Raw genomic sequence first — 22814 nt, forward strand, 5'->3', positions numbered from 1 at the left:
CAGCTCAACGAGACGATCGAAGGAGGGAAACGACAGCCCCGGGCCGTCACTCAGCGCTACACGCCACCTGGCCGTAGCTATACGAGAACAGGGCCAAGGAGTGTGCGTGCTGCCGATGGGTGGTGCGATGAACATCGGGCGCTTCGCCCGGCTCCTCGGGCCACCCGGTCTGGGTCTCCGCCTCACCGGACTCTGCGACGAGGGGGAACGTGGCTACTACGCCCGCGGTCTGGAGCGGGCCGGTACGGCGCAGCACGCGTTCTTCGTCTGTGCGGCGGACCTGGAGGACGAGCTCATCCGGGCGCTGGGCGTGGCCCGGGTGGAGGAGCTCCTCCGGGCGGAAGGCGATCAGCGCGCCCTGCGCACCTTCCTGCACCAGCCCGCACAGCGGGACCGCACCGATCAGCAGCGGTTGCGGCGCTTCTTCGGCACGAAAAAGGGACGCAAGATCCACTACGGTCGTGTCCTCGTGGAGGCCCTCCACCCCGACGAGGTGCCCGCCCCGCTCGTCGGTCTGCTCGACGGTCTCTGACCCGCGGGATGAGGCCGGTGATCCCCCTCCGCTCTCGAACTCATGGACAACTCGCGAGTAACTCCTGGGGGAACAGGCCGTGTGAAGACCCGCTGACGGGTTACCCGCGATGCCATGAAGCCGTTGACGAAGAGGTTGCCCAAGGTCTGGGAGACGTGGCCGACGCCCAACGTCCGTACGTACGGCGCGGGGAGGTGACCGTGCTCTTCCTCATCGTGAGCCTGCTCCTGCTGGCGATCGTCCTGGGGACGGCCGCCTATATCCCGTGGCCGGTCACCGTATTGATCGGCTCGCTGATCGCCCTCTGGCTCGTCGTCTTCGCGGGGCGCGAACGACGACGCCGCAACCGCGCGAGGAAGGTCTGACGATGCATCTCACCGCGCAACCCGCACGCCGTACCGGTCGGCGGGACACCGAAGGCATGGCGGTGGCCTCCTTCGTCCTCGGACTCATCGGGCTGCTCGTCCTCAACCTGGTCCTCGGACCCATCGCGATCACCCTGGCCACCATGGCCCTGCGGCGGAACACTCCACGCCGCTTCCGTGCGCTGCTCGGCCTCGGACTGGGCATCGCCGATCTGGTCGTCCTCGCCGTCCTGATGGCCGTGCACGGTACGACATCGTGGTCGATCTTCGGCGGCTGACACCGCGGCCGCGCAGGGTGGTGATGCCATCGCTGTCGTTAGCATCGGGCGTATGGCTCGCAGCGAGAAGAAGGCACGGCGCCTGGTGGTCGGAGGGGAGACGTTCCTCTGGTCGCTGAGCCACACCCACAGCGCGCTGGGCAACGGCCGCTACGAAGGCTGCCGTGAAACCCTCATCGTCCGTGCGTTCCCAGCGCGGGGGCGCCTTCACATCGTCTTCCGCGGAGGTCCCGACCGACTCGTCCCGGACGGGTACCTCATGCCGTCGGGAGCCGTCGGCACGGACCTCGGGAGAACCCTGAACCTGCACGAACCGGGTACCGTCAGGGCCTTCCTCGACCTGGCCGTGAACCAGGGCTGGTGCGCCGACGACCCCGTGGTCGAGGAGCTGGACGGATGGAGCGTCTTCGACGAGGTGGTCGCCCTCCGCGGTGCCTGACCGCCGGCGCCGCCGGCCGGGTCGGGGTCATCGGCCGTCGCTGAAGCTCGAGTTCTGCTCGTGAGCGCTGTTGGCCGCCGCTTGTCGTAGTCCCCGGCCGGGCATGGAAGGAGTCCGTACACGGTCGTCGGTACCGCGATTCCGGGGGTGTGCCATGTGGTCGAAAGTGTCGAACGAGGATCTGCCCGCGAAGGAGCAGTTGCCCTTCTGGGGCGAGCTGATCTCCCGTGAGCTGGCACCACTCACCCTCACCAGTGCGAACGATGTGGGCTTCCCCGCGTGGGCCTCGGTGCTGGACCTCGGCCCGGTACGGGTGGCCGCGTTCAACAGCCCGCCCGCGTATCTGAGGCGCACCTGGGCGGACATCCGGCGGGCCGACCCGGACACCTACCAGCTGACCTTCGTCTCCGGCACACCTCTGTGGATCAGCCAACGGCGCCAGGATTCCGGGCTGGTGATAGGCGACATGGTGCTCTTCGACCTCTCGTACCCGTTCGAGGGCGCGGTGCCTGACCACGGCCTCCATACCCAGGTGGTCATCGTGCAGTTGCCGCGTGAGGAACTGCCACTCCCCTCGGACAAGGTCCACTGCCTCCTCGCCCAGCCGTTGTCGACGAGCACCGGCATGGGAGCGATTCTCTCCCGGTTCATGACCACACTGGACGCCTACGGCCCGGAGTGCGACCCGTGTGATCTGAGCCGATTAGGGATGATGGCGCGCGATCTGTCGGGCGCCTGTCTGGCCCAGTACCTCGGAGCCTATGACGACCTTCCGGCCGAGACCCGTCAGCAGGCCATGCTGGCCCGCGTCAACGCCTTCATCGACCACAACCTCGGTGATCCGGACCTGAGTCCGTCGGATGTCGCGGCGCACCATCACATCTCCGTGCGCTCCCTGCACACGCTCTTCCGGCAACAGGGCGAGACGGTGGCGGCCTCGATACGCCGACGCCGCCTGGAACGCTGCCATGCCGACCTCACCGACCTCCGTCTGCGGCGGCGCTCGATCACCGCCATCGCCGCCCGGTGGGGATTTCTGCGTCTCCCGGACTTCAGCCGCGCCTTCCGGGCCGCGTACGGCATGGCGCCCAGCGAGCTCCGGAGGGCCGCGCTGCGCACTCCGCCGGATGGCCGGCGGATCGCGTCCAGCGACAAATAACTCCGCACGCATCACCAACTCGCCGCCGACCGGGCGCGCCACGATGTGAGGGCGAACACGGGGGACCGAGAGGACGGAAGGCACGGTGCTGTGGCCCGCGCCTTCCGTTCCCGACCGAAGGGAAGCACAGACGTGGGTACTTGGAAGACGACGGGGAGGGGAGCCCGTACGCGTCGCTCTCTGACCACCCTGGCCATGGTCTCCGCCTCGGGCCTGGCGGCAATCGGCCTGGCGCTCCCGGCCGCCGCGGCACCCGCGCCGGCCGCCCCCAATTGCGATACGGGGTACTTCTGCATCTTCAGCGGCCCCGACTACACCGGGGAACGCTGTGTCTGGGCAACAGCCAGCCGTCCGGACACGGTTGGCTGCGGCTTCATCCGGGCTGGTCGGAATGTCCTGTCCGTGGCCAACAGCACGGGGCACCGCAAGCAGTACTACACGGGCGTGTCCTATCAGAACCGCATCGGTTCCACCGCGGCCGGCACGGGCGGGAACCTGGCGGGCACGTATCAGATCCGCTCCTTCCGGCCGCAGTAGCAGTCCGGCCACCGCTCACCGCCGTCCCGCCCCTTCCGGCGCCGCGCCCGTGGTGCCGGAGGCGGCGGGACGCGCGTCGACGCTCCACCCGCCGTCTCGCCCGCCGACGGCGTGCGGTGCCCCTCCCATGTACGGGACATGTTCGCCATCAGTACGGAAGGTGTTCGCAGTGTGTGCGGTCCCTGGGATAGGATCGGCGTGGGAGGTGTTTCGATGTCCGAGTCCGAGACCGGGTTGTTCGAGGCGGTCGATGCGCTGGTCGCCTCCGCCTCTCCCTTGCCCTCGCCGAGCGAGCGGAAGCGTCTGCGCCAGGCGCACGGACTGACGCTGGACCAGGTGGCCGGCGCGCTGAAGGTGCGGCGGGCCACGGTGAGTGTCTGGGAGGCGGGGAAGACCGAACCGCGTCCGCCGGAGCGCGAGGCCTACGCACGCCTCCTGAACAAGCTCGCCGAGCTCTACCCCGTCGACACCACGAGGACCGCCGCGGCGCAGCCCCCGGTGCCCGAGAGGCCGGCCGTCGCTCCGCCGAGCGCGGAACCCGCCCGCTCGGCCCATCTGTCTCCAAGCGACGACGTCGAGGCCGCGACCGCTCCTCCCCGGGCCGCCCCGCCGCGTCAGGCGCCCTCTCGTCCGACGACGGTCACCCGGCAGACGTCGACCACGCGGCGCGCGGCCGCGCGGTCCGCCACCGCGCGGAAGTCCACCGCGCCCCCGGCCGCCCCCGACCCCCGTTTCGAGAACGGGCCCCTGGCGGTGGTCGACTGCCAGGACGGACAGGTCGTGGCGTACTGCGTGGGCGGTCTTCTCCTGGACGTGCCCGCCAAGTCCCTCCCGGCCCTGGTGGAGTGGACGCTGAAGGAGGCACGACTCGGCGCGGTGAAGCTGCACGGCTGCGGCAAGGACGCCGACCCGCTGCTGGTGTTCACCGAGGCGGCGTGTGAGCGGTACGGGCTGCCGGTCGTGTTGTCGGAGTCGGAGCGGCTGGCCGGACGGCTCCCGGAGGGCCACAAGGTTCTCAGGCAGCTGGAGCGAGCCGAGTGGAAGCTGACCAGGCGTGGGTTCGGGCCGTGGGCGCGGATCTACCGTCCGGCCAAGGCCCATCAGCGACAGTGCGTTCAGCTGTGCCTTCCGTCCTGGGGCGCGCTGGACACACGCACGTGGGGTGCCGCTGCCCAGCTCCCGCCCGCGGAACTGGTCCGGCTGTTGGGCGCGTACGCGCAGCGGGTGATCACACCGCGTGGCTCCACCGCGGTGACCGGCCTGGAGCTGATGACCGCGCTGAATCCGCCCACACGGGCGAGTGAACCGGACGGGAGCGGCAGGCGGCACAAGGAACACCGGCCCGGTTCGCTGGGCGAGGAGGCGATGGACTGCGCGCCGTGTGAGGCACCCGATGGGCATCCGCTGCTGGCGGATCTGCCCCGCTTCCACCAGCGGGGGCCCGACGAGATGCTGTTCGAGGAGGCGTACGACTGGGCGCGGGAGCTGACCGACGCCGAGTGCATGAAGCGGTTCCTGGTCGGTATCGACGTCAACCTCGCCTTCGGCGCGGCCGCCAATGGCGCGGTCGTCGGCCTCTCCCACCCCCCGGTCCACGTGACCAACCCCCGGTTCGACCCCGCGCTGCCGGGGTCGTGGCTGGTCGACCTCTCCCACATCGACCTCTCCCGCGTCCTGGTCGGCAAGCAGTGGCAGCACCTCGACGCCGAACTCCTGCCCAGCCCGTTCACCCCCACCGGCGAACGGCCGACGGGCCGGGCCTGGTACGCCACCCCGACCGTGGCGTACGCGGTGGAGCTCGGCTACGACGTGGCTCCGCTCGAAGCCTGGGTGCGCCCGGAGAAGGGCAAGTTCCTCGACGGCTGGTACAAGCGGCTGCGCAACGCCTACGTCGACACCATGGGTGACCTCGGTGTGGGGGAGAAGCTGCCGCCGCACGCTTTCCTCGAGGCGATGGAAGGCCACAAGCAGCGCGACCCGGAGATGGCCATCGTCCTGGACGCCGTCAAAGCCACCGTCAAGGGCGGCATCGGCAAACTGCGGGAGCGCCCGCGCGGTGGCGGATGGCGCCCCGGACAGCCGTGGCCCGCGCTGGCCCGGCCGACCTGGCGCCCCGACATCCGCGCCGCCGTCATCTCCCGGGCCCGGGTCAACATGCACCGCAAGATCCTCGCCCTGGCCGCGGCCACCGGCCAGTACCCGGTCGCGATCCTGTCCGACTGCGCTGTCTACGCCGCCACCGGGCCCTCACCCCTGGACCTCCTGCCCTACGACGCCGACGGCAAGACGGTGCCCGGCAGCTTCCGCCTCGGGGTCTCCCCGGGCATGGTCAAACACGAGGGCACCCAGAGCGTGCTGTGGTCCGAAGCCGTACGCGAGGAATACGGCCAGGTCCTCAATCTCGCCCGGTACATCAAGACGGGCGAGGTCACCGCCAAGGACGACGGACAGTAGGACGAGGACAGCAGAGGGAGCGAGCTGATGGCCACGGTCGGGGAAGGTCTCGACAAGGCGGTGCAGGGCGCCTTCACCCGCCCCATCCCCAAGAGCGCCGGCGCCCAGATGCGCTACCTGGTCAAACAGCACAAGGGCAGCACCAGACGCGTCGCCGAACTGCTCGGTATCACCCAGCGCACCGTCGAACGCTATGTGAAGAACCAGATCAAACTGCCCCGCGCCGACCTCGCCACCCGGATGGAACGGGAGGTGAGGAAACGCTGGCAACCCCAGATCCGAGCCAAGGCCAAACAGACCGCCGCCACCACCGACGGCATCGTCATCGACACCCGCGCCCGCTTCGGCTACACCGCCGCCCCCGGCAGCACCGACGACGCCCGCCTGCGCCACCTCACCCTCGCCCTCCCACCCCACCACGCCGCCCGCCTCTTCGACGCCCAGGATCAGGGGGCGAACGAACAACAGCTCCGCGACATCGCCGCCGAAGCCCTCGGCGAGACGTACTTCCGCGACAACGGCCGCCGCGCCCATGGCCTCGAGGTGGAGTTCACCGACCTCGAACATGTGGAGTTCGATCTGTGAGCAGGCTGCTGCGAGCTGTTCGCCGTGTGTGTCTGTGAGTTGACGCACGGCAGTGGTCACATGGGCACGCTTGTTGTCACCGGCGTCGTGGAGTGCGTGCGGTGCGACTGCTCGGCATAACCGAGCAGACCGGCATGCACCGCCTCGGCGCGGCCACCCGAAAAGCACCGCCGGGCTGCTCGGATGGCCCGTCTGGTTCAGCTCTGAAGCGTGGCGAGCCAGTCGGTCAGCAGTCGGTTGACCTCGTCTGGGCGTTCCTGCTGGATCCAGTGGCCGCCGCCTTCCAGGAGGTGGGAGGCCGACAGATGGGGGAGGGTGGTGGGGTAGGCGTCGATGGCGTCGGACATCCAGGTGGTGGAGGCGTCCAGGGCACCGCCGATGAACAGGGATGGCTGCTTGATCGGGGCTCCGTGGTGCGGGGCGAGGTCTTCCCAGTCGCGGTCCATGTTGCGGTAGCGGTTGAGGGCGCCGGTCAGACCGGTGCGCTCGAACTCCCCGGCGTAGACGTCGAGGTCCTCCTCGCTCAACCATGCCGGGAGCGGGCCGGCAGGGAAACGGTCGCGTAGCTGACAGCCCACGGCCACGAAGTGCGGGTCGGGCTCGTTCTCGGCGGGCATGGTGTCGGCGGACAGGGCCGCGTAGAAGCCGGCGAGCCAGCTCCGGACGCGGGGCTCGATCTCCGCCTCGGCACGGCCGGGCTCCTGGAAATAGGAGACGTAGAACTCCTGCTCGGGGCCGCCTATCTGGCCGAAGATGTCGGTGGGGCGGGGGCCGCCGGGCGGCGCGTAGGGGACGCTCAGCAAGCCGACCGCGCGGAAGACTCCCGGGTGGATCAGGGCGGAGGCGGCGGCGATGTTGGAGCCCCAGTCGTGGCCGACGATCACCGCGCTCTCCTCGCCGAGGGCGCGCACGACGGCGACGTTGTCCTCCACCAGGTCGAGCATTCGGTAGGCGTCGGTTGCGGCGGGCTTGGAGGAGCGGCCGTAGCCGCGCACGTCGATCGCCACTGCCCGGTACCCGGCAGCGGCGAGGAGCGGGAGCTGGTGGCGCCAGGAGTACCAGGACTCGGGGAAGCCGTGCACCAGCAGGATCAACGGGCCGGTGCCCTGCTCTACCAGGTGCAGGCGCCCGGCTGGGCCCTGGACTGTGCGGTGGTGAAGTGCGGCGGTCGGCTCAGATCGCATGGGGGACTTCTCCTCGGTTCGTGGGCAGCCGGCGGGAACCCATCGATCATGCGGCGCTGCGACCACTCGGCGCGATCGACGTTGCCATTCTGGCAAGATTGCAGGACAGGATGGTGAAACGGCACGGCGGGGAAGGAACGGGGACGATGGCAGGTGACGACGTGACCCAGACGCTGGCGGCGATGGGACCGCGGCTGCGGGTGGTGCGCGAGCGCCGTGGCGTCACCCTCGCCGCTGTCAGCTGCGCTACCGGCATCTCGCCCAGTACGCTGTCGCGGATCGAGACCGGCCGCCGCAAGCCCACCCTGGAGGTGGTGCTGCAGCTGGCGAAGGAATACGGAGTCGCCCTGGACGAGCTCGTCGGCACCGCACCCGCTCCTGCGGCCGAGCCCCGCAGCGCGGCGCCGCACAGCTTCGGCGACGACAAGGCGGTGTTGCCGCTGACTCAGTACGTCGGTGGCCTGCACGCCCACAAGCACGTGCTGCCTGCCGTCGCGGAGCAGCCTGGGCGGCCGCGCCAGGTGTCCCACGGCGGCTACGAGTGGCTGTGCGTCCTGTACGGGCGGTTGTGGATCGCACTCGGCAACCAGGATCTCATCCTGACCGCCGGGGACGTCGTCGAGTTCGACACCCGCATCCCCCACGGAGTCGCCAACGCCGGATCCACCGGACCGGTCGAGTATCTGATCATGTTCGGGCCTCAAGGAGAACGTCTGCGGCTGCGCACCCCTCCAGCCGCTGGTCGCGGTGCTTGGCCCGGCTGATGTGACAGGTGGGCCGGGGCGTTTTCTCGCGGCCGATGAGTTTGTGGCTCCCGGCCGGTCCAAGCTCGTGACACCCTAGGAAAGGACACGGCCATGTCGGAGCTTCTCGTCGACTTCATCACCTCCCTCGACGGCTACGCATCGGGAGAGGGATGGCCCGGGTTCTGGGGTCTCGAAGGCCCGGAGTACCTCGCATGGCTCGGCGAGCAGCCCGAGGCCACCCTCCTGATGGGAGCGAACACCTACCGCCTGATGTCGGGCTTCGCCGCAGGCGAGGTCCCGAGCGGCCAAGACGAGTTCAGGCCCGAGGAAGAGGCGTCCGTCGACGAGCTCACGCAAGCACCCAAGGTGGTGTTCTCCTCCTCGCTCAAGGAGCCACTGGCGTGGGCCAACTCCAGGCTCGTCCGCGGCGACGCCGTCGAAGCGGTCCGTGCCATGAAGTCGAGTGGCTCGGGGCTCCTCAGCACGATCGGCAGCCTCACCCTGTGCCGGTCCCTGCTACGAGCCGGACTTGTCGACCGTTTCCGGGTCGTGATGTTCCCGGTGATCACCGGGGCCACGGGCGAGGAACGCATCTACGACGGCTATCCGGACGTTGCCCTCGAGATGATCGAGCACCGCACGTTCGACGGCCGCATCCAGCTGGTCGAGTACAAGCCCCGGGTGCTTGAGCACCCGCCGCTCCGCGTCCCTGCGTGACGGGGCCCCATCCGCTCGGTCTGAACGGCTGCCGCAGGTCAGCCCACGTACGTCCTCCCAGGCCGCGGTCTCCGCGACTGAGTGTTCCCGTTGGCCAGTGATCGGCCTCCATGCACGGTGAGCGTGTAACCCTCCGGACCCTCGAAGGAGAACATCGGCCCGAAGGGGCTGCCCGTCACCGGTGGGAGGATCTTGATACCCGCGGCAACGAGCTGCTCGTACAGCTGATGGGCGTCGGGGATTCGGAACCAGAGCGCCACGCCGAGGCCCGGTCGTGCGGCGTCGGCGAGGCTGACGCCCGGCAGGAGCGCGCGGACGGCGAACGGGATCGGCTCGGTGTCGAACACGACAGCGTGCGGCGGCGAGACCGCGGCTCGGCGCAGACCCAGGTGCTGCTCACCCACGTGGGATATCTGCTCAAACGCGCCCAGGCGGCCCTGTCCGGCGCCATGGACAAGGTTCTGCGCGAGCACGGGATGACCGTGCCGCGATACGCCACCCTCGAACTGCTGGCGTTGCACCCGGGCATGTCGAACGCCGACCTCGCCCGCGCGACCTTCGTCACCCGGCAGTCCGGCAACGTCGTCCTCCGGGGCCTGCAGGAAGCGGGACTGCTCACCCGCCCCGCCACCGCCGTCTCGCAGAGGGCTGAGGCCTGGCTGGCTGGACGTGTGGAAGGGGCGCATCCGCGCAGGGATGCGCCCCTCGTGGGCGCCGCGCTGGAACGCGGTGGGCCCGGGCCCTGTTTCATGGTGCAGCCATGACGCCAGGGGGCCTCGGCAGCGAGTGCCGGAGGCGGCGTTGCAGGGACCATGGCATCCGATGCCCCACTTCGGCAATGGCACCTGGACGAAAATGAATGAAAATAGCGGCTTCGTCCGCTCTGATCTGCGGCTTTCGGATGGCCGGGGTTCTCCATGTCCACCCATTCGCGATCTCATGGCACTGAACGCCTGGACGAGCATGCATCAACGATCCCGTCCCGGGGGCGACTCATTGTGATGGTCAGGCCGCCGATGAGAGGATCAACGCCGTTGGCGGGCAGACCTGGAAGTCGCCGCCGACAGTTCACGGTGCAGCCAAATGGTCGCGTCTGTAAAGAGCGTGACATGACGTCAGGCAGGTAACCAGCATGCGTTTGTTCCCCTCTCCACTGGGTCCCGGGCACGGCCTCTCACAGGGAGCTCTGACGACGACGGAAATGATGGTCGTGGTCGTGGTTGTCGTGGTGGCAGCGGCTCTCGCGGTCTCAGGGATGCCGGTCTTCGGTGTCCTTGAGTTCATCGCCGGATCTCTCTACGTCGCCTGCCGGTCCATCAAGGCCGTGCGCACGGCGGAAGTGCCGCCGTCCGAGGCTGTCTGACAGTCCCATGGGGCGGCGTGAGAACGCCGTTGCCGCCGACACCCGGCAGTCCGAAGCGCTCGCGCTGTGGCTACGTGCTCAGCGCGAGCGCCGAGGTGTCACCTATGCGGCAATGGCCAGACTGACTGGATACCAGTTCACCGCGTCGGCACTCTCGCGCGGCGCCAGTGGCAGGATTCCGTCCCGCCGCCTGATGCTGGCGTACGCGACGGCCTGCGACGCGGACACCGAAGAAGGGACGCGCCTGTGGAAGGCCGCCCGCAGGGCTGAAGAAGAACGTCGACGCCGCGCGGGAATCTCTCCGGAGTTCCGGGACTTGGCCGTGTCACTCCGCTCGGTGATGACCCACCCCGACCTCATCGACAGCTTCGGCAAGCTACACGACGTCATGGTGGAGATGCGGGCCAGAGAGGGGCAGCCGTCCCTCGGTGACCTACAGGCAGCGGCGGGGCGAACCTCCGACGGCCGGCGGCACCGACTGCCCAAGAGCAGCCTCAGTGTCATCCTCCGAGGTGAGGCAGTTCCCTCACGCGCCCACCTCACGGCGTTCATGGAAGCCCTGAACGTCTCCCCGGGCAATGTACGGCGCTGGCAACAGGTATGGGACCGCCTCGCGGACACGACGGTCCGAAAGCCGTCCGTGGCTGTCACGATCAAAGTGGTGGACACCCCGCCGGCCGAAGAAGTCAACGGGCACCAACCGCCGCCCGACACCAGCACCGCGCATCTCGACTTCCTCCGGGGCCAGGTTCTCCTGGAGACCGTGCTCCTCACCGGGCCGGATGCCCTGCAGGGCCCCCAGCCCGCGCGCCCCGTGGCCGGGTTCACCCGCTCCGGCCTGCCCATCAGGACACCGCACCGCTTCACCCTCTCACCTCGGTCGCACCCGTCGCACATGCCGCCCGGCAACCGCACGATCGGACTCATCACGCTGCTGCCCCGGGAAGTGCCGCCCAGCCGCCCCGCAACCGTCGGAGCCTCGCTCCCGGAGACCACGGAGCACCGTCCGGTGAAGAGCGCCATGCCATCGGCCTCCCGTGGACGGATAGGCCGTGCCGTTGAGCACTTGTTCCGCAGGAAGCCGCGACAGGACTGGTCCCACTGGCCGGGCTTCTGACTACCTCACCTCAGACCTCGTCGGGGTGATCGACAGATCCGGTGCGGCCGCTCCGGGGGCCGCACATGGGGAGGGCGGCTTCCGGCCCATGAGGGCACGGGCCGGAAGCCGCCGAAACGGGGTGGTCGATCAGGGACGCAGAGGCATCAGCAGCTGACGAGGCCCTGGAACTTCCAGTTGGTGCCCATGAACGGCTTGTCCCGTTTGAACTTCGCCTCCTGACCGGGCTGGAGCTCGTAACAGTCGGGTGCCGGATCCATCTCGAGGTTCCACGTCGGCTTGACCCGCTGCGTGGTCGTGCAGTTGTTGGTCATCCAGACGGTCACGAACCGGAAGAAGACGACCTCTCCCGTGCCCTTGACACAGCTCGGCGCGGGGGCGGCGGCCGCCGCGGGGGCAGTCGGCGCGGAGGCCGCGTGAGCCTGGCCGACGCCCAGGAGCGCCGTACCTGCCAGGGCCGCCGTGGCGATGCCTGAAGCGAATTTCCGCATGTTCTCATCCCATCTGTTTTACGGGCGATTGCCTCATCCGTACTCTTGTCGAGGCGAACGGTCCGCTCAACGCTGGATCAGAGATTTCGAAGGAGCCGCCTCGGACCGCTGCTTCGCGTTCGGGGCCTGCCGCCGTGCGTGAGTCTCTTGACCCTCACGTGGCGTCAGGCCGCATAGTCGGTGCCGTGGAGGATCACTGGACTGTGGGGCGGGTGGCCGAGCTGGCCGGCGTGAGCGTCCGCACGCTGCATCACTATGACGAGATCGAGCTGGTTCGGCCGTCCGCACGGACCGCGGCCGGGTACCGGGCGTATTCGGCGCACGACGTGGAGCGGCTGCGGGAGATCGCGGAACTGGTCGGCGACCCGTCCGCCGACACGGTCGCACACCTGCGCCGGCTGCGCGGCCTGCTGCTGGAGCAGCGTGATCGCGCCGACGCCATGGTGGCGTCCATCGACCGGGAACTCGAGGCGCGGGCGAAGGGACTGAAGGTGGCCCCCGAGGAGCAACTGGAGATGCTCGGTGCACGGCTGTACGACGCGATCGGCGGCGCGTACCCCGCGACACGGTGCACCGAGCCGCGGATCGCCGCGCAGATCTGGGACGCGCTCGGAGACGCGAGAACGGTGCTGAACGTCGGTGCCGGTACCGGCTCCTACGAGCCCGCTGATCGCGACGTCACCGCGGTGGAGCCATCGGCGGTCATGCGGGGGCAGCGGCCCGCCGGCTCGGCGCCGTGCGTGGCCGCCGCCGCGGAGAGGCTGCCGTTCGAGGACGGCTCCTTCGACGTCGCGATGGCCGTCTCCACCGTTCACCACTGGCGGGACCCGATAGCGGGGCTGCGCGAGATGCGGCGCGTGGCCCGCCGCGTGGTGGTGCTCACCTTCGACACCGACGAGCCCGGATGGCAGGACCGGTTCTGGCTCACCCGCGACTACCTGCCCGAGTTCACCGCCGTGCTCGCGGGATTTCCCTCGCTCGCCGGGATGGCCGACGCGATCGGCGCCCGCGCTGAGCCGGTACCCATCCCCTGGGACTGCGCCGACGGCCTGTTCGAGGCGTACTGGCGCCGACCGGGAGCGTACGACCGGACGGCGTGCGATCCGCCTGGGATCACTCGGTGCGCAGTGCTGTTGCCGTACGGGTCCTGGCCGCCCAGCCGGCCGGGATCAGCGCGCCCAGCATCGCGAGCACGACGCCTCCCAGACCCAGCAGGAGCAGCTGGACCGGCGTGTACACATCGAGGACCGGTGACGGCAGGCCGGTGCCCACGGCGCGCCCCATCACGGGCATGACGAGACCGTGCAGCGCGCACCCCGCCGGGACGCCCAACAGTCCGCCGATCATGCCGATCGCGCTCACCGAGGCGAGTACGAGGCTCACGGTCTGCCGCGGTGTCATCCCGATCGCTTTGCAGACGCCCAGGGCGTGGACACGTTCTCGGGTGTCGAGGAGGACGGAGTTGAGTACGCCGAGGCCGGCCACGCAGATCAGCATGAGGGTGAGCAGCACCGCCATCGCGTCCATGATGAGGATGACCCCCTCCTGTTCCGCCGGGGGGACGGTCGTGGCGTCGCCGCCCAGCGGCCGCACCGCCGCCGCGAGCTTGTGGGCGTACTCCTCGGCCGGGACACCACGCTTCACCTCGACGAGGAACGTACTGGGCTCGGCCGATGGGAAGTCGGCCATGTCGGCGTGGATCTCCAGCTCATTGCCCGAGGTGTCGAAGGACTCACCCACGATCCGCAGATCCACGGTCTCCTTCCCGTAGGTGATCCGCAGCGTGTCACCGATGGTGGTGCTGGTTCGTTCCAGGAAGCGGGTGGGCACCACGACTTGCCCTCTGCCGGTGATCCAGTGACCGGAGAGCATCTCGTAGCTTCCGGCGCGTGCGTCGCCTTCGTAGAGGCTGGCCCGGACCGAGCCGGAGACCCCGGCCACGGTGACCTCGGTCTGCAGCTTGCCGTAGTACGACTCCAGGCCCGGCTCGGAGGTGATGGCGGACCGTACCTTCGCCGGGTCGGCGGCCTTGGGCCTGGATGTGCCGGCCGCGCTGCCGCTCACCGGGGACGGGCTCGCGACGCCGCCCGCCGGAGGCGGCGGCGGGGGAGACATGGTGAGGGGCTTGACGGTCGTCACCGTGACCGCCGCACGGCTCTCGGGATCCTGCGAGGAGCCGATGGCGCCCAGGGACGAGGTCAGCCCCACCGCGAAGGTCGCCGCGAGTGTTCCCGACGCCACCGCGATCAGCATCGCCAGAGCACGGACCGGATGTGTGAAGGGGGTGGCGAGGCCGTAGGTCACCGGCCGTGGCAGTGGCAGCCGGCCCACTACCCGGTGGGCCCACCGTCCATGCCCCGCGCGCGGCGCCCGGCCGGCCGCCATGGCCTCGACCGTGTGCAGCCTTCCGGCCCGGCGTGCGGGAACCAGCGCCGCGAGTGCCACGACGAGCAAGGCGGCGGCCGGTACCGCGATGTCCACCCACCAGGCCGCCGAAAGGGAGGCGGTGCCGTACACCGACTCCGTGTCCGCCAGCAGCGGCACGGCCAGTAGGTTGCCCAGCGGGACGCCCACGGCGATACCGACGCCGGCCGGAATCATCGCCTGGGCCATGTAGGCACGGACGACCTCGCGTGGCGTGAAGCCGATGGCCTTGAGGATGCCGATCCTGCGCAGACCGGTACCGACCGCACCACTGATCACACTGCTGACGATGACCACCGACATCACGATGCCGAGCAACCCGAAGGCCATCACGAACGGGGCGGTTGCCGCCGCGCCTTGATCCGTGGCGCGCTTGGTGTCCAGCCAGGACTGCGTACCCAGCAGTGCCCCGGACCCCACGGAGTCGGCGAGCCTCGCCCGCTCGGTGAGGATCCGCTCCTTCGTGTCCGCGGAGTCGAAGCGGTAGAGCATCTGACGCGTGATGTGGTGGCCCTGCGACGCCAGCGCGTCGACCTGTGCCGGTGTCGCCCAGGCGTCGGCGGTCCTGCTGGCCGACGCGGCGAAGCCGACGACCGAAAGAGCCGGGGCGTTCGCCGAGTCCGAAGTCCTGAGGACGGAGCCGACCTCGACGCCTGGCCCTTCGAACGACTCGCCGAGCACGATCTCGCCCGGCTGCCGCGGCCACCGGCCCGACGTCAGCTCCACGCGGTCCACGTCTCCGTCCGGACCGGGGCGCCCGACCAGGGTCAGCGTCGACAGTGGCACCCCGGTCCGATCCACCGGCCGGAGCGCCGTGGAGGGGTACGGTCCCGCGCTCGCGGTGACACCGTCCAGCTTTCCGGTCCGCGCCAGCCGCGCCGTACTCGCCTCGGCCGGATCGAACTGTGCGGTGATATGCGCGCCCTGCTGCCGCGCGAAGGCGTGGTCGAAGGGCGCGGATGAGGCGACCATCAGCGACCCGGCGACCACGGCGGAGGCCACGGCCATCATCGTGGCCACGGCGATCACCACGGTCTGCACCCGCCGTCGGCCCACCCCGGAGCGTACGACCCGGCCCAGTGCGCGGTTACCGAACAGGCTCATCGGACGGCCTGCGCGCACGAGTCGAGGGCGAGGTGTCCGTCAATCAGGTGAATCGTGCGGCTCGCGCACGCCTCTGCCAGTGCCAGGTCGTGCGTCACCAGCACGAGGGTCTGGCCCCCGCGGTGCAGGTCCATGAGCAGGTCGCGGACGTCGTGGCCCGATGCGGTGTCGAGCGCGCCGGTGGGCTCGTCGGCGAGCAGCAGCGCGGGCCGGTTGATCAACGCCCGGGCGAATCCGACACGTTGGCGTTCCCCTCCGGAGAGCCGGCCCGGATAGGCGCGGGCGTGCTTCCGGATGCCCAGCATCTCCATGAGCTCATCCGCGCGGGCCGCGGCCGCGCGCCGACCGGTCCCGGTCAGCTGGGCCGGGAGCTGGATGTTGTCGGTGACGGTGAGGTCGTCGAGGAGGTTGAAGAACTGGAAGGCCATGCCGATGTGCGCGCGACGGAACCTGGCCAGGGCGTGCTCGCTCAGCTGGTCGATCCGTCGTCCGGCCACGGTCACGGCGCCGTCGGTCGGTTTGTCCAGGCCCGCGACAAGGTTCAGCAGCGTGGACTTGCCGCTGCCGGAAGGACCCGTCACGGCAAGGGCCTCACCCCTGGCGACGCCGAGTGTGAGCGGTCCGAGCACCGGCGCGCGGGCGCTGTCATAGCGCTTCGCCACACCCTCGAGTTCGATCACGTGGTTCATACGGGTTGTCCGTCCTTACGGTCGCGGGGGCAGCTGTCGTTGCCGGCCCTGTGAACCTAGGAGCGGTCACCCGTGGCGCGCCTCGGCCGCCGAACCGAGATCGAGCCCTTCCCGCGGATGAATCTGCTGCGGCGTCCTACCCGAGGAGGAGTACTCGAGGACGAACCCCTGGTCAGAAAGGTGGACATGGGCCGGGCGCCGAGCACAGCACAATGTGTGGATGGAGACGGAAGCCAGGCGCAGCCGACGTCAGAAGCTCATCGACGCGCTGCGCCCGGAGGCGAAGGCCGCCACGCTGTCCAGGCGAGCGATGCGCGTCGATGTGGTGATGGCAGTCCTGTTGACCGCCGTCGCCCTGTTCGTCGCGGTGCGCTACCCCGGCAACGGGCCGGTGGACACCCATCCCCCCACGGTCGACACGGGGACCGGGGTCCCCGCTCCGCCACCGCCCGGTCCCGGTGGGGCACCCGTGGAGGAAGAGTCTCCCCCCGTGCCCTGGGCCCTTGTCGTCCTGTCGACGCTGCCACTGGCGTTCCGGCGCCGGTATGCGCTGGCGGTGTTCGTGACGGTGCTGGCCGCGGCCCTGGCCATCGGTGGCTCCGCCTCCTGGACAACCGTGCTGGCCTGTGTCATCGGCGCCTACAGCGGCATTGTGTACAGCCGCTTCCGGACCCTGGCCATCGTCGTCCTGGTCATGGCCGCCGCGTTGTCCGGTTTCGCCTTCCGTGACGCGGACCCCGTGGTCCCCGGATGGTCGAGCCCGGGCTTCGTGCTGCTGGTGGCCGGGATGCTCGCCAGCCTGGTCCGCTTTCTGCAACTGCGGCTGGCCTCCAGCCGGGACCGGGTCATCGCCCTGCAACTCGCCCAGGAGGAGTCCATGCGCCGTGCCGTCGAGGAGGAGCGTGCCCGGATCGCCGCCGAACTGCACGACATCGTGAGCCACAATGTGAGCGTGATGGTGATCCAGGCGGGCGCGGCCCGCAAGGTGCTGGACGTGGTGCCCGAGCAGTCCAAGGAGGCATTGCTGGCCGTCGAGGCGGGCGGACGGGCGGCCATGGCGGAACTGCGTCATGTGATGGGCCTGTTGGCGGCCCCGGACTACGAGCGGCCCGACGGCCTGGAGCCCCAGCCCGGGCTCGCGCAGCTGGACGCGCTGGTCGCGCGTGTACGTGCCGCCGGGACGCCGGTGAGCATCGGGATCTCGCTCCCGCCCGAACCCCTCCCACCCGGGGTGGACCTCGCGGCGTACCGCGTCGTGCAGGAGGCGCTGACCAACACGATGAAGCACGCACGCGACGCGGAGGTGTCCGTCTCCGTCGGCTACACCGAGGCCGATCTGGAGATCGAGGTCACGGACACCGGTGGTACGAAGGGTCCCTCACCGGTGGAGAGCAACGGCCGCGGCCACCTGGGGCTGCGTGAGCGGCTGGCCGTCTACCAGGGCGAGCTGACGGCAGGGCCGTCGCCAGCCGGCGGCTACCGGGTCATGGCCCGGATCCCGAGGAGCGCGGAATGACAGCGGGCGGGCCACCGCTGCGCGCCGTCATCGCAGACGACCAGGCTCTCGTGCGCAGCGGTTTCAAGATGATCCTGGCCGCGGACGGCATCGAGGTGATGGCCGAGGCGGCTGACGGGGCCCAGGCCGTCGCCGCGGTCCGCGACACGCGGCCCGACATCGTCCTCATGGACATCCGGATGCCGGAGATGGACGGCATCGAGGCCACTCGGCGCATCCTGGGGAGTGATGGCCTGCAGGAGACACGGGTCATCATCCTCACCACCTACGACCTCGACCACTACGTCTATGCCGCGCTCACGGCCGGTGCCAGCGGCTTTCTGCTCAAGAACGTCACCCCCGAACACCTGGTCTCCGCTCTACGCCTGGTTCGGTCCGGTGACGCGCTCCTCGCGCCCACCATCACCCGCCGGCTGATCGAGCGCTTCGCCCAGCGCGACGAACCGCGGACCATCGCCCCGCACCGCGATCTGTCCGGCCTGACCCCGCGTGAACTCGAGGTGCTTCGCCTGCTCGCGACGGGCCTCAGCAACGCCGAACTCGCCTCCCGGCTGTTCCTGAGCCCGACCACGGTCAAGAGCCACGTCGGCCGCATCCTGTCGAAGCTGGAGTTGCGCGACCGCGTCCAAGCCGTCGTCTTCGCCTACGAGACGGGTCTGATCACCCCGGGCCGGGGAGCCTGACAGCACCCGCTTACGCAACCCCGTGCGATGTCCTGTCGTCCCACTCCGTGACGGACGGCTGCCGATCACCCGGGAGAGCACATGGCGAAGAAGGACCAGAAGGCGGAAGCGGCGAGGGAGAAGGACCGCGAGAAGTGGATGGCGCGTCTCCAGGTCCGGCTGGCCATGCAGCCGGGTGCGGACCGGACCGTCGTTCTCCAGGCGGTCAAGGAGCTCACGGCGCACTACGCGGAGACGGGAGAGCACCCGCGGACTGCCTTCGGCGACCCGGACGTCTATGCCGTGCAGGTCGCCGCGCGGCTGGTGCCGGCGGAGCGGGCGGCGCGCGCGAGGCGGCACAACGCCGTCGTGGACGCGCTCGACTCCGTGTCCCGGGGGGCTGGGGACATCGCCGGTCTGTGACCGGCTGAAACCACTTCCGCCATGCCCCGGCGCGCGGGCGAGCACGCTGCTTCCATCCGCCGTGGCCGCCGGGCGGCTCAACTCGTGACGGATTTCGCGATCTGCAGGGCGGCCTGGGCCGGTGTGAGGTGTGTGGTGTCGACGACCTCGGCCTCGGCGTGCAGCCACGTGCGGGCCGCTTCGGCGTAGGGCCCGAGGTGTTGAAGACGGAAGGGTGAGGGGCCGAGAAGAGTGTCCCCCTCGATACGTCCGCGGAGGGTGTCCTGCTCGGCGTGCAGGACGAAGTGCCGCACCGGAATGGCATGTTCGGCGAGGCCGGTGCTGATCTCCCGCCAGTACTGCTCGACCAGGACGGTCATCGGCATCACCAGGGTGCCACCGGTGTAGTCGAGAACGCGGCGGGCCGTCTCCACGACGAGCGGCCGCCATGGCGGCCAGTGCTGGAAGTTACCCGTCCAGGGCAGGCTCGGTGTGATGTCCATGAGTGTCTCGCCGACCTTCTCGGCGTCGAACACCCGCGAATCCGGGATCAGCTGCTGCACATGCGCACTGGTCGTCGTCTTGCCCGCACCGTGGGTGCCGTTGAGCCATACGATCATGAGACCCGACGCTAGCGCGTGGGGAGCATGGGATCAGGCACAGGCGCAATCCGGTATCGCTTTGGCGTGTCTCAGGCGCTGTCCGCGAGGCGTCGGTGCGGTGTCAGGCCAACACCTCCCGAAGCCAGGACTTTTCCGCGCGGCTGGTGGCGCGGGCGATGGTCAGCATGCCGCGCCGGTAGGGATCGTCGGTGTCGTCGGCACTCAGTGGTCGGTCACCGTCGTGGAAGAAGCTCGCGGGCTGCTCCAGGAATTCCAGCCGACGGCCCAGTACCGCGTGCTGATCAGCGGTTTCGGGCAGGAGGGAGAGGAAGGCCAGGACCGTGAAATACCGGGTGCTGTCGCTGATGTCCAGGCCGTGTGCATCCCGCAGTCGGCGCAGTAGCTCGTGGTGGCCGGTGTCGGTCAGGCTCAGGGTGTGCCGCTGGGCGGCCGAGGCGCCCGGTTCGGTCTGCCGGTCGAGCAGCCCGGCATTGACCAGCCGGTTGATCGCCGGGTAGAGGCTGCCATCGCTGACCGGCCGCGCATGACCGGACAAGTGAGCTATCCGGTGGCGCAGTTGATAGCCGTGGAGTGGCCCCTCGGCCAGGAATCCCAGGATCGCGAGTTCGAGCATGCTGCTACTCTCGCACATCGAACCGAGGTACCTCGAATCGATATAGGGGACGGGATGACGTACACCGAGGAATGGGTGACCGCGCGGGCGCACGACGCTTACGAGCGCGGCCAGGCGTCGTTCGACGTACGGCCCGAACGGGCGGCGCTGCTGGTCATCGACATGCAGGACGAATTCGTCCGGCCCGGCTGGAGTCCCTACTGGGTGCCTGCGGCCACCCGGATGGCGCCCCGGCTCCGCCGACTGGCCGAAGCATGCCGGGCCGCCTCCGTTCCGGTGATCTGGACCATCTTCGACGACACCCATCTGGGACTGGACCGGCCGCACGCCCTGAGGTTTCTCCCGCACGCCGACACCGACTGGCGCCGGCCGGGCCCCGCCGAGGTGTGGGCACCGATGGGCCGCCACGCCAACGAGGCTGTGATCCGCAAGCCCTCCTACGGAGCGTTCTACGACACCCCGCTCGACACGATGCTGCGCAACCTCGACCGCGACACGGTCATCGTCACGGGAACGCTCACCAACTACTGCTGCGGCACCACGGCCCGGCAGGCATACGAACGCGGCTACAAGGTCGTCTTCGGATCCGATGTCACGGCCACCGATGAGGAGTCCCGGCAAGAACCCGAACTCGCCGTGCTGCGCAAGGGTTTCGCGCTCGTGCTGACCGCCGGGGAGATCACCCATCAACTGGCCGCAGCGACCTCGACGCCGGCTCGCGCTTGAGGATCCTGCCGGTGGCGTTCATGGGGAGGGTCTGCCAGAACACACGGCACACGGGTTTCGGGATTCACGGCTGCGCCGATCCGCGCCCGGCGCCCATCCGCGCAGAGCGGAGGGGCGCCGTGCCGGCGGTCAGCGGCGGGTGATCAGCGGCTCCCAGTCCTGGGGGCCGTCGCTGTACCGGTAGCCGCTGAGCGGGACCTTGAGACGCCCGGTGGTGTCGGTCAGCACCAACCGCTCGCCCATGTCGCGCGTGCAGTGGTGATCCGGCCGGCAGTCCCAGCGCACCAAGCTGTCGCTGTCGGCCCAGGCGAGTGTCATGCTCCCGGCCGACCCACCGACCGTCTGGTGGGTCCGTGTCTCCTTCACCGTCGCCGTCCAGCCGTCACCGACCGTGTAGTAGCGCCCGTCCGGTGACAGGCCCGAGGGCGGCGCGTCCGGACCCTCGTACACGGGGACCTTCTCGCTCGCCCGCCCTTCCAGGTCGTACCAGGTGTCCCTGGCGCCGCCCGGCGCCGTCGGAACCATCAGCAACGTGCCGTCCCGGCTCCACCGCACGTCAAGACGGTGGACCCCGACGAACCCGTCGTCCATGTCGACGCCCATCGGGCGGTATTCCTTCCGGCCCGAGTCGACGTCGACCAGGTAATAGCCGGTCCTCGTATGGGACATGAACGGCGTGCGGCCCCGCGTCTCGACATCCGGGTATCCGCGGTACGTGGTCACCGCCAGCCGCTTCCCGTCCGGCGACCACTGCACCCCGCCGGCCTTGTGCTCCAGCGGGATCCATTTCGTCACCTTCCCGGTGCTCAGGTCGAGGATCCCGACCCGGGACGCGGGCAATGACCTCTCCAGCACGGCTGCCCGTCGCATCCCGGGGGCGACGTCCAGCCAGCCCCAACGCGTCTTCTCGTACAGCTGCGTTCCGGCGTCGTACAGATACCAGGAGTAGGTCGTCCGCTCGACCCCGTCCTGCGTCCGGGTCTTCCGGGCCGCCTGATAGGCGGACACCGCGACGTCCTTGGCGGCGATCAGATGGCGCGGCGGGGACTCGCGCGGGTACGCGGACACGTTTTCGGGCAGGTGTTGTCCCGGCCCCGAGTGGTTCGGCCGTCCGCCATCCGCCAGCACCGGCACCGCCACCCCGCCCGCCAGCAGCGCGAAGGCGGCCGCCACTGCCACCGCGGTGGCCCGGCGCCGACGAGGCCGCAGCAGGGCCCGGCCCGCAAGGTCGGGGCCGACCGGGGGCGGCGTCTCCTCGGCCCATTCGCGGAGCGTGTCCCGCAACAGCTGGTCAGCGTTCATTTCCACACCTCCGCAGGTGAGTTGCCGAATTCGGGGCTGCTGGACGCGGCGCCGGGGTCCAGCTCCGGCACCAGCTTGCGCAGTTTGGCCAGTGCCCGGTGTGTCGTGCTGCGGACCGTGCCCACCGAGCAGTCGAGCAGGGCGGCCACCTCCCTTTCGGGGCAGTCCTCGTAGTAGCGCAGCACCAACATCGAGCGCTGACGCGCCGTCAGCCGGGCAAGCGCACCGCGCACCTGGATCCTCAACTCGGCCGCGCCGGAGGTGTCCTCCCGCTCAGCGGTATCGGGGAGTTCGGCCACGGTGGTCTCGCGGCGCGTGCGCAGCAGCCGCCACAGGCTCACCTGCTGTCGGTAGAGCACCTGCCGCAGATACGCCTCGGGGTTCTCCAGCCGGCCCCAGCGCCCGGCCGCCTTCGCCAGCGCCGTCTGCAGCAGGTCCTCGGCGGCGTGGGTGTCGCCGCCGGTCAGGAGGGTCGCCGTGCGCATCAGCGCGGGCGAGCGCGCCGCGACGAATTCGCGGAAGCGGCGCTCTTCCTCATCATCCATGGTTCCCCGTGATCGGTCGTCTCTCGGGTCGTCGGTCACCTCTTTAGACGCGTGCGGGGCCGCGCCGCTATGTCGCGTGCGGCAAGGAAGTTCGGTATCCGTGGTCGCTGTCCGCCGGTGGGTCCCAGTCGATCTCACCGGCTGCGTCGGCGGCGGCCCGGACCTGCTGGAGCAGGCTTTCCCCGGTGCCGTCAGCCGACCACAGCCGTTCCCACTCCGCATCCTTCAAAGTGCCCCGCCC

The 22814-nt window shown here is 69.8% G+C and carries 24 protein-coding genes and 3 pseudogenes; 18 read left to right on the forward strand and 9 right to left on the reverse strand.

What is annotated here, in order from left to right:
* The 8 genes from AC07FT_RS10705 to tpg form a co-directional block, all read left to right on the forward strand.
* A partial coding sequence (locus tag AC07FT_RS10705; protein WP_479175696.1) for an ATP-dependent endonuclease occupies positions 1-532 on the forward strand: 532 nt, incomplete at its 5' end.
* Positions 533-687: 155 nt separating this feature from the next.
* Positions 688-897 (forward strand): hypothetical protein, encoded by a 210-nt coding sequence (locus tag AC07FT_RS10710; RefSeq protein WP_471197102.1) that lies wholly within the window; start codon positions 688-690, stop codon positions 895-897.
* 2 nt (positions 898-899) lie between these two features.
* Positions 900-1175 carry a DUF4190 domain-containing protein gene (locus AC07FT_RS10715; protein WP_479175698.1) on the forward strand — a complete coding sequence of 92 codons (276 nt, stop codon included), beginning with the start codon at positions 900-902 and terminating at the stop codon, positions 1173-1175.
* Positions 1176-1227: 52 nt separating this feature from the next.
* Positions 1228-1614 (forward strand): hypothetical protein, encoded by a 387-nt coding sequence (locus AC07FT_RS10720; protein ID WP_479175700.1) that lies wholly within the window; start codon positions 1228-1230, stop codon positions 1612-1614.
* Positions 1615-1780: 166 nt separating this feature from the next.
* Entirely contained in the window at positions 1781-2773 is a 993-nt protein-coding gene (locus AC07FT_RS10725; RefSeq protein ID WP_479175702.1) for a helix-turn-helix domain-containing protein, read from the forward strand.
* Positions 2774-2968: 195 nt separating this feature from the next.
* Positions 2969-3310: a peptidase inhibitor family I36 protein gene (locus AC07FT_RS10730; protein WP_479175703.1), complete on the forward strand. Its 342-nt coding sequence runs from the start codon at positions 2969-2971 to the stop codon at positions 3308-3310.
* Positions 3311-3523: 213 nt separating this feature from the next.
* Entirely contained in the window at positions 3524-5764 is a 2241-nt protein-coding gene (tap, locus tag AC07FT_RS10735) for a telomere-associated protein Tap (protein ID WP_479175705.1), read from the forward strand.
* Between the two features lie 27 nt (positions 5765-5791).
* Positions 5792-6349 (forward strand): telomere-protecting terminal protein Tpg, encoded by a 558-nt coding sequence (gene tpg / locus AC07FT_RS10740; protein ID WP_479175707.1) that lies wholly within the window; start codon positions 5792-5794, stop codon positions 6347-6349.
* Between the two features lie 197 nt (positions 6350-6546).
* Here the strand turns inward: tpg and AC07FT_RS10745 are convergent, their stop codons facing one another.
* The gene (locus tag AC07FT_RS10745) at positions 6547-7533 is read right to left on the reverse strand and encodes an alpha/beta fold hydrolase (RefSeq protein ID WP_479175709.1); all 987 of its coding nucleotides are present in this window, start codon (positions 7531-7533) and stop codon (positions 6547-6549) included.
* 146 nt (positions 7534-7679) lie between these two features.
* Between AC07FT_RS10745 and AC07FT_RS10750 the strand changes: the two genes are divergently transcribed.
* Positions 7680-8297 (forward strand): helix-turn-helix domain-containing protein, encoded by a 618-nt coding sequence (locus AC07FT_RS10750; protein ID WP_479175711.1) that lies wholly within the window; start codon positions 7680-7682, stop codon positions 8295-8297.
* A gap of 93 nt (positions 8298-8390) precedes the next feature.
* The gene (locus AC07FT_RS10755; protein WP_479175712.1) at positions 8391-8996 is read left to right on the forward strand and encodes a dihydrofolate reductase family protein; all 606 of its coding nucleotides are present in this window, start codon (positions 8391-8393) and stop codon (positions 8994-8996) included.
* A gap of 104 nt (positions 8997-9100) precedes the next feature.
* Here AC07FT_RS10755 and AC07FT_RS10760 read toward each other — a convergent pair.
* Positions 9101-9394: pseudogene (locus AC07FT_RS10760) on the reverse strand (VOC family protein); the annotation flags it as partial.
* 51 nt (positions 9395-9445) lie between these two features.
* Here AC07FT_RS10760 and AC07FT_RS10765 point away from each other — a divergent pair.
* The 3 genes and pseudogenes from AC07FT_RS10765 to AC07FT_RS10775 form a co-directional block, all read left to right on the forward strand.
* Positions 9446-9646, forward strand: a pseudogene (locus AC07FT_RS10765) (MarR family winged helix-turn-helix transcriptional regulator); the annotation flags it as partial.
* A gap of 551 nt (positions 9647-10197) precedes the next feature.
* The gene (locus AC07FT_RS10770; protein WP_471197077.1) at positions 10198-10359 is read left to right on the forward strand and encodes a hypothetical protein; all 162 of its coding nucleotides are present in this window, start codon (positions 10198-10200) and stop codon (positions 10357-10359) included.
* Between the two features lie 7 nt (positions 10360-10366).
* A complete protein-coding gene (locus AC07FT_RS10775; protein ID WP_479175714.1) occupies positions 10367-11476 on the forward strand; it encodes a helix-turn-helix domain-containing protein in 1110 nt (369 codons plus the stop codon).
* Positions 11477-11622: 146 nt separating this feature from the next.
* Here the strand turns inward: AC07FT_RS10775 and AC07FT_RS10780 are convergent, their stop codons facing one another.
* Entirely contained in the window at positions 11623-11967 is a 345-nt protein-coding gene (locus tag AC07FT_RS10780) for a hypothetical protein (RefSeq protein ID WP_479175716.1), read from the reverse strand.
* A gap of 203 nt (positions 11968-12170) precedes the next feature.
* Between AC07FT_RS10780 and AC07FT_RS10785 the strand changes: the two genes are divergently transcribed.
* Entirely contained in the window at positions 12171-13262 is a 1092-nt protein-coding gene (locus AC07FT_RS10785) for a MerR family transcriptional regulator (RefSeq protein ID WP_479176194.1), read from the forward strand.
* Here the strand turns inward: AC07FT_RS10785 and AC07FT_RS10790 are convergent.
* Both AC07FT_RS10790 and AC07FT_RS10795 read right to left on the reverse strand, forming a co-directional pair.
* Positions 13189-15495 (reverse strand): annotated as a pseudogene (locus AC07FT_RS10790) (FtsX-like permease family protein); the annotation flags it as partial. The gene AC07FT_RS10785 and the pseudogene AC07FT_RS10790 overlap by 74 nt on opposite strands.
* The gene (locus AC07FT_RS10795) at positions 15492-16184 is read right to left on the reverse strand and encodes an ABC transporter ATP-binding protein (RefSeq protein WP_479175718.1); all 693 of its coding nucleotides are present in this window, start codon (positions 16182-16184) and stop codon (positions 15492-15494) included. The gene AC07FT_RS10795 and the pseudogene AC07FT_RS10790, both read right to left, overlap by 4 nt.
* A gap of 220 nt (positions 16185-16404) precedes the next feature.
* Between AC07FT_RS10795 and AC07FT_RS10800 the strand changes: the two genes are divergently transcribed.
* The 3 genes from AC07FT_RS10800 to AC07FT_RS10810 all read left to right on the forward strand — a co-directional run bounded on the left by AC07FT_RS10800 (position 16405) and on the right by AC07FT_RS10810 (position 18785).
* Complete coding sequence (locus AC07FT_RS10800) at positions 16405-17700, forward strand: sensor histidine kinase (protein ID WP_479175720.1); 1296 nt, start codon at positions 16405-16407, stop codon at positions 17698-17700.
* Positions 17697-18383, forward strand: a complete 687-nt coding sequence (locus AC07FT_RS10805; RefSeq protein WP_479175722.1) for a response regulator — start codon at positions 17697-17699, stop codon at positions 18381-18383. The genes AC07FT_RS10800 and AC07FT_RS10805 overlap by 4 nt, the downstream gene beginning before the upstream one ends.
* A gap of 81 nt (positions 18384-18464) precedes the next feature.
* Positions 18465-18785: a hypothetical protein gene (locus tag AC07FT_RS10810; protein ID WP_479175724.1), complete on the forward strand. Its 321-nt coding sequence runs from the start codon at positions 18465-18467 to the stop codon at positions 18783-18785.
* A gap of 77 nt (positions 18786-18862) precedes the next feature.
* Here AC07FT_RS10810 and AC07FT_RS10815 read toward each other — a convergent pair whose 3' ends face one another.
* Together AC07FT_RS10815 and AC07FT_RS10820 are read right to left on the reverse strand one after the other, a co-directional pair.
* Complete coding sequence (locus tag AC07FT_RS10815; RefSeq protein ID WP_479175726.1) at positions 18863-19384, reverse strand: P-loop nucleotide/nucleoside kinase family protein; 522 nt, start codon at positions 19382-19384, stop codon at positions 18863-18865.
* A gap of 103 nt (positions 19385-19487) precedes the next feature.
* Positions 19488-20000 carry a PadR family transcriptional regulator gene (locus tag AC07FT_RS10820; protein WP_479175727.1) on the reverse strand — a complete coding sequence of 171 codons (513 nt, stop codon included), beginning with the start codon at positions 19998-20000 and terminating at the stop codon, positions 19488-19490.
* 54 nt (positions 20001-20054) lie between these two features.
* On the opposite strand from AC07FT_RS10820, the gene AC07FT_RS10825 reads away from it, so the two are divergent.
* On the forward strand, positions 20055-20726 hold the full coding sequence (locus tag AC07FT_RS10825; RefSeq protein ID WP_479175729.1) for a cysteine hydrolase family protein: 672 nt from the start codon (positions 20055-20057) through the stop codon (positions 20724-20726).
* 129 nt (positions 20727-20855) lie between these two features.
* Here AC07FT_RS10825 and AC07FT_RS10830 read toward each other — a convergent pair whose 3' ends face one another.
* Entirely contained in the window at positions 20856-22028 is a 1173-nt protein-coding gene (locus tag AC07FT_RS10830) for a TolB family protein (protein WP_479175730.1), read from the reverse strand.
* A complete protein-coding gene (locus tag AC07FT_RS10835; protein ID WP_479175732.1) occupies positions 22025-22573 on the reverse strand; it encodes a SigE family RNA polymerase sigma factor in 549 nt (182 codons plus the stop codon). The genes AC07FT_RS10830 and AC07FT_RS10835 overlap by 4 nt, the downstream gene beginning before the upstream one ends.
* Positions 22574-22814 lie beyond the last annotated feature (241 nt).

Source organism: Streptomyces sp. NPDC045899, assembly GCF_056431485.1.

Bases quoted from the DNA above. Each gene is read 5' to 3' on its own strand.
- AC07FT_RS10715 (WP_479175698.1), top strand. From the start codon at position 900: ATGCATCTCACCGCGCAACCCGCACGCCGTACCGGTCGGCGGGACACC.
- AC07FT_RS10720 (WP_479175700.1), top strand. From the start codon at position 1,228: ATGGCTCGCAGCGAGAAGAAGGCACGGCGCCTGGTGGTCGGAGGGGAG.
- AC07FT_RS10730 (WP_479175703.1), top strand. From the start codon at position 2,969: ATGGTCTCCGCCTCGGGCCTGGCGGCAATCGGCCTGGCGCTCCCGGCC.
- tap (WP_479175705.1), top strand. From the start codon at position 3,524: ATGTCCGAGTCCGAGACCGGGTTGTTCGAGGCGGTCGATGCGCTGGTC.
- tpg (WP_479175707.1), top strand. From the start codon at position 5,792: ATGGCCACGGTCGGGGAAGGTCTCGACAAGGCGGTGCAGGGCGCCTTC.
- AC07FT_RS10745 (WP_479175709.1), bottom strand. From the start codon at position 7,533: ATGCGATCTGAGCCGACCGCCGCACTTCACCACCGCACAGTCCAGGGC.
- AC07FT_RS10750 (WP_479175711.1), top strand. From the start codon at position 7,680: ATGGCAGGTGACGACGTGACCCAGACGCTGGCGGCGATGGGACCGCGG.
- AC07FT_RS10755 (WP_479175712.1), top strand. From the start codon at position 8,391: ATGTCGGAGCTTCTCGTCGACTTCATCACCTCCCTCGACGGCTACGCA.
- AC07FT_RS10770 (WP_471197077.1), top strand. From the start codon at position 10,198: ATGATGGTCGTGGTCGTGGTTGTCGTGGTGGCAGCGGCTCTCGCGGTC.
- AC07FT_RS10775 (WP_479175714.1), top strand. From the start codon at position 10,367: ATGGGGCGGCGTGAGAACGCCGTTGCCGCCGACACCCGGCAGTCCGAA.
- AC07FT_RS10780 (WP_479175716.1), bottom strand. From the start codon at position 11,967: ATGCGGAAATTCGCTTCAGGCATCGCCACGGCGGCCCTGGCAGGTACG.
- AC07FT_RS10795 (WP_479175718.1), bottom strand. From the start codon at position 16,184: ATGAACCACGTGATCGAACTCGAGGGTGTGGCGAAGCGCTATGACAGC.
- AC07FT_RS10800 (WP_479175720.1), top strand. From the start codon at position 16,405: ATGGAGACGGAAGCCAGGCGCAGCCGACGTCAGAAGCTCATCGACGCG.
- AC07FT_RS10805 (WP_479175722.1), top strand. From the start codon at position 17,697: ATGACAGCGGGCGGGCCACCGCTGCGCGCCGTCATCGCAGACGACCAG.
- AC07FT_RS10810 (WP_479175724.1), top strand. From the start codon at position 18,465: ATGGCGAAGAAGGACCAGAAGGCGGAAGCGGCGAGGGAGAAGGACCGC.
- AC07FT_RS10815 (WP_479175726.1), bottom strand. From the start codon at position 19,384: ATGATCGTATGGCTCAACGGCACCCACGGTGCGGGCAAGACGACGACC.
- AC07FT_RS10820 (WP_479175727.1), bottom strand. From the start codon at position 20,000: ATGCTCGAACTCGCGATCCTGGGATTCCTGGCCGAGGGGCCACTCCAC.
- AC07FT_RS10825 (WP_479175729.1), top strand. From the start codon at position 20,055: ATGACGTACACCGAGGAATGGGTGACCGCGCGGGCGCACGACGCTTAC.
- AC07FT_RS10830 (WP_479175730.1), bottom strand. From the start codon at position 22,028: ATGAACGCTGACCAGCTGTTGCGGGACACGCTCCGCGAATGGGCCGAG.
- AC07FT_RS10835 (WP_479175732.1), bottom strand. From the start codon at position 22,573: ATGGATGATGAGGAAGAGCGCCGCTTCCGCGAATTCGTCGCGGCGCGC.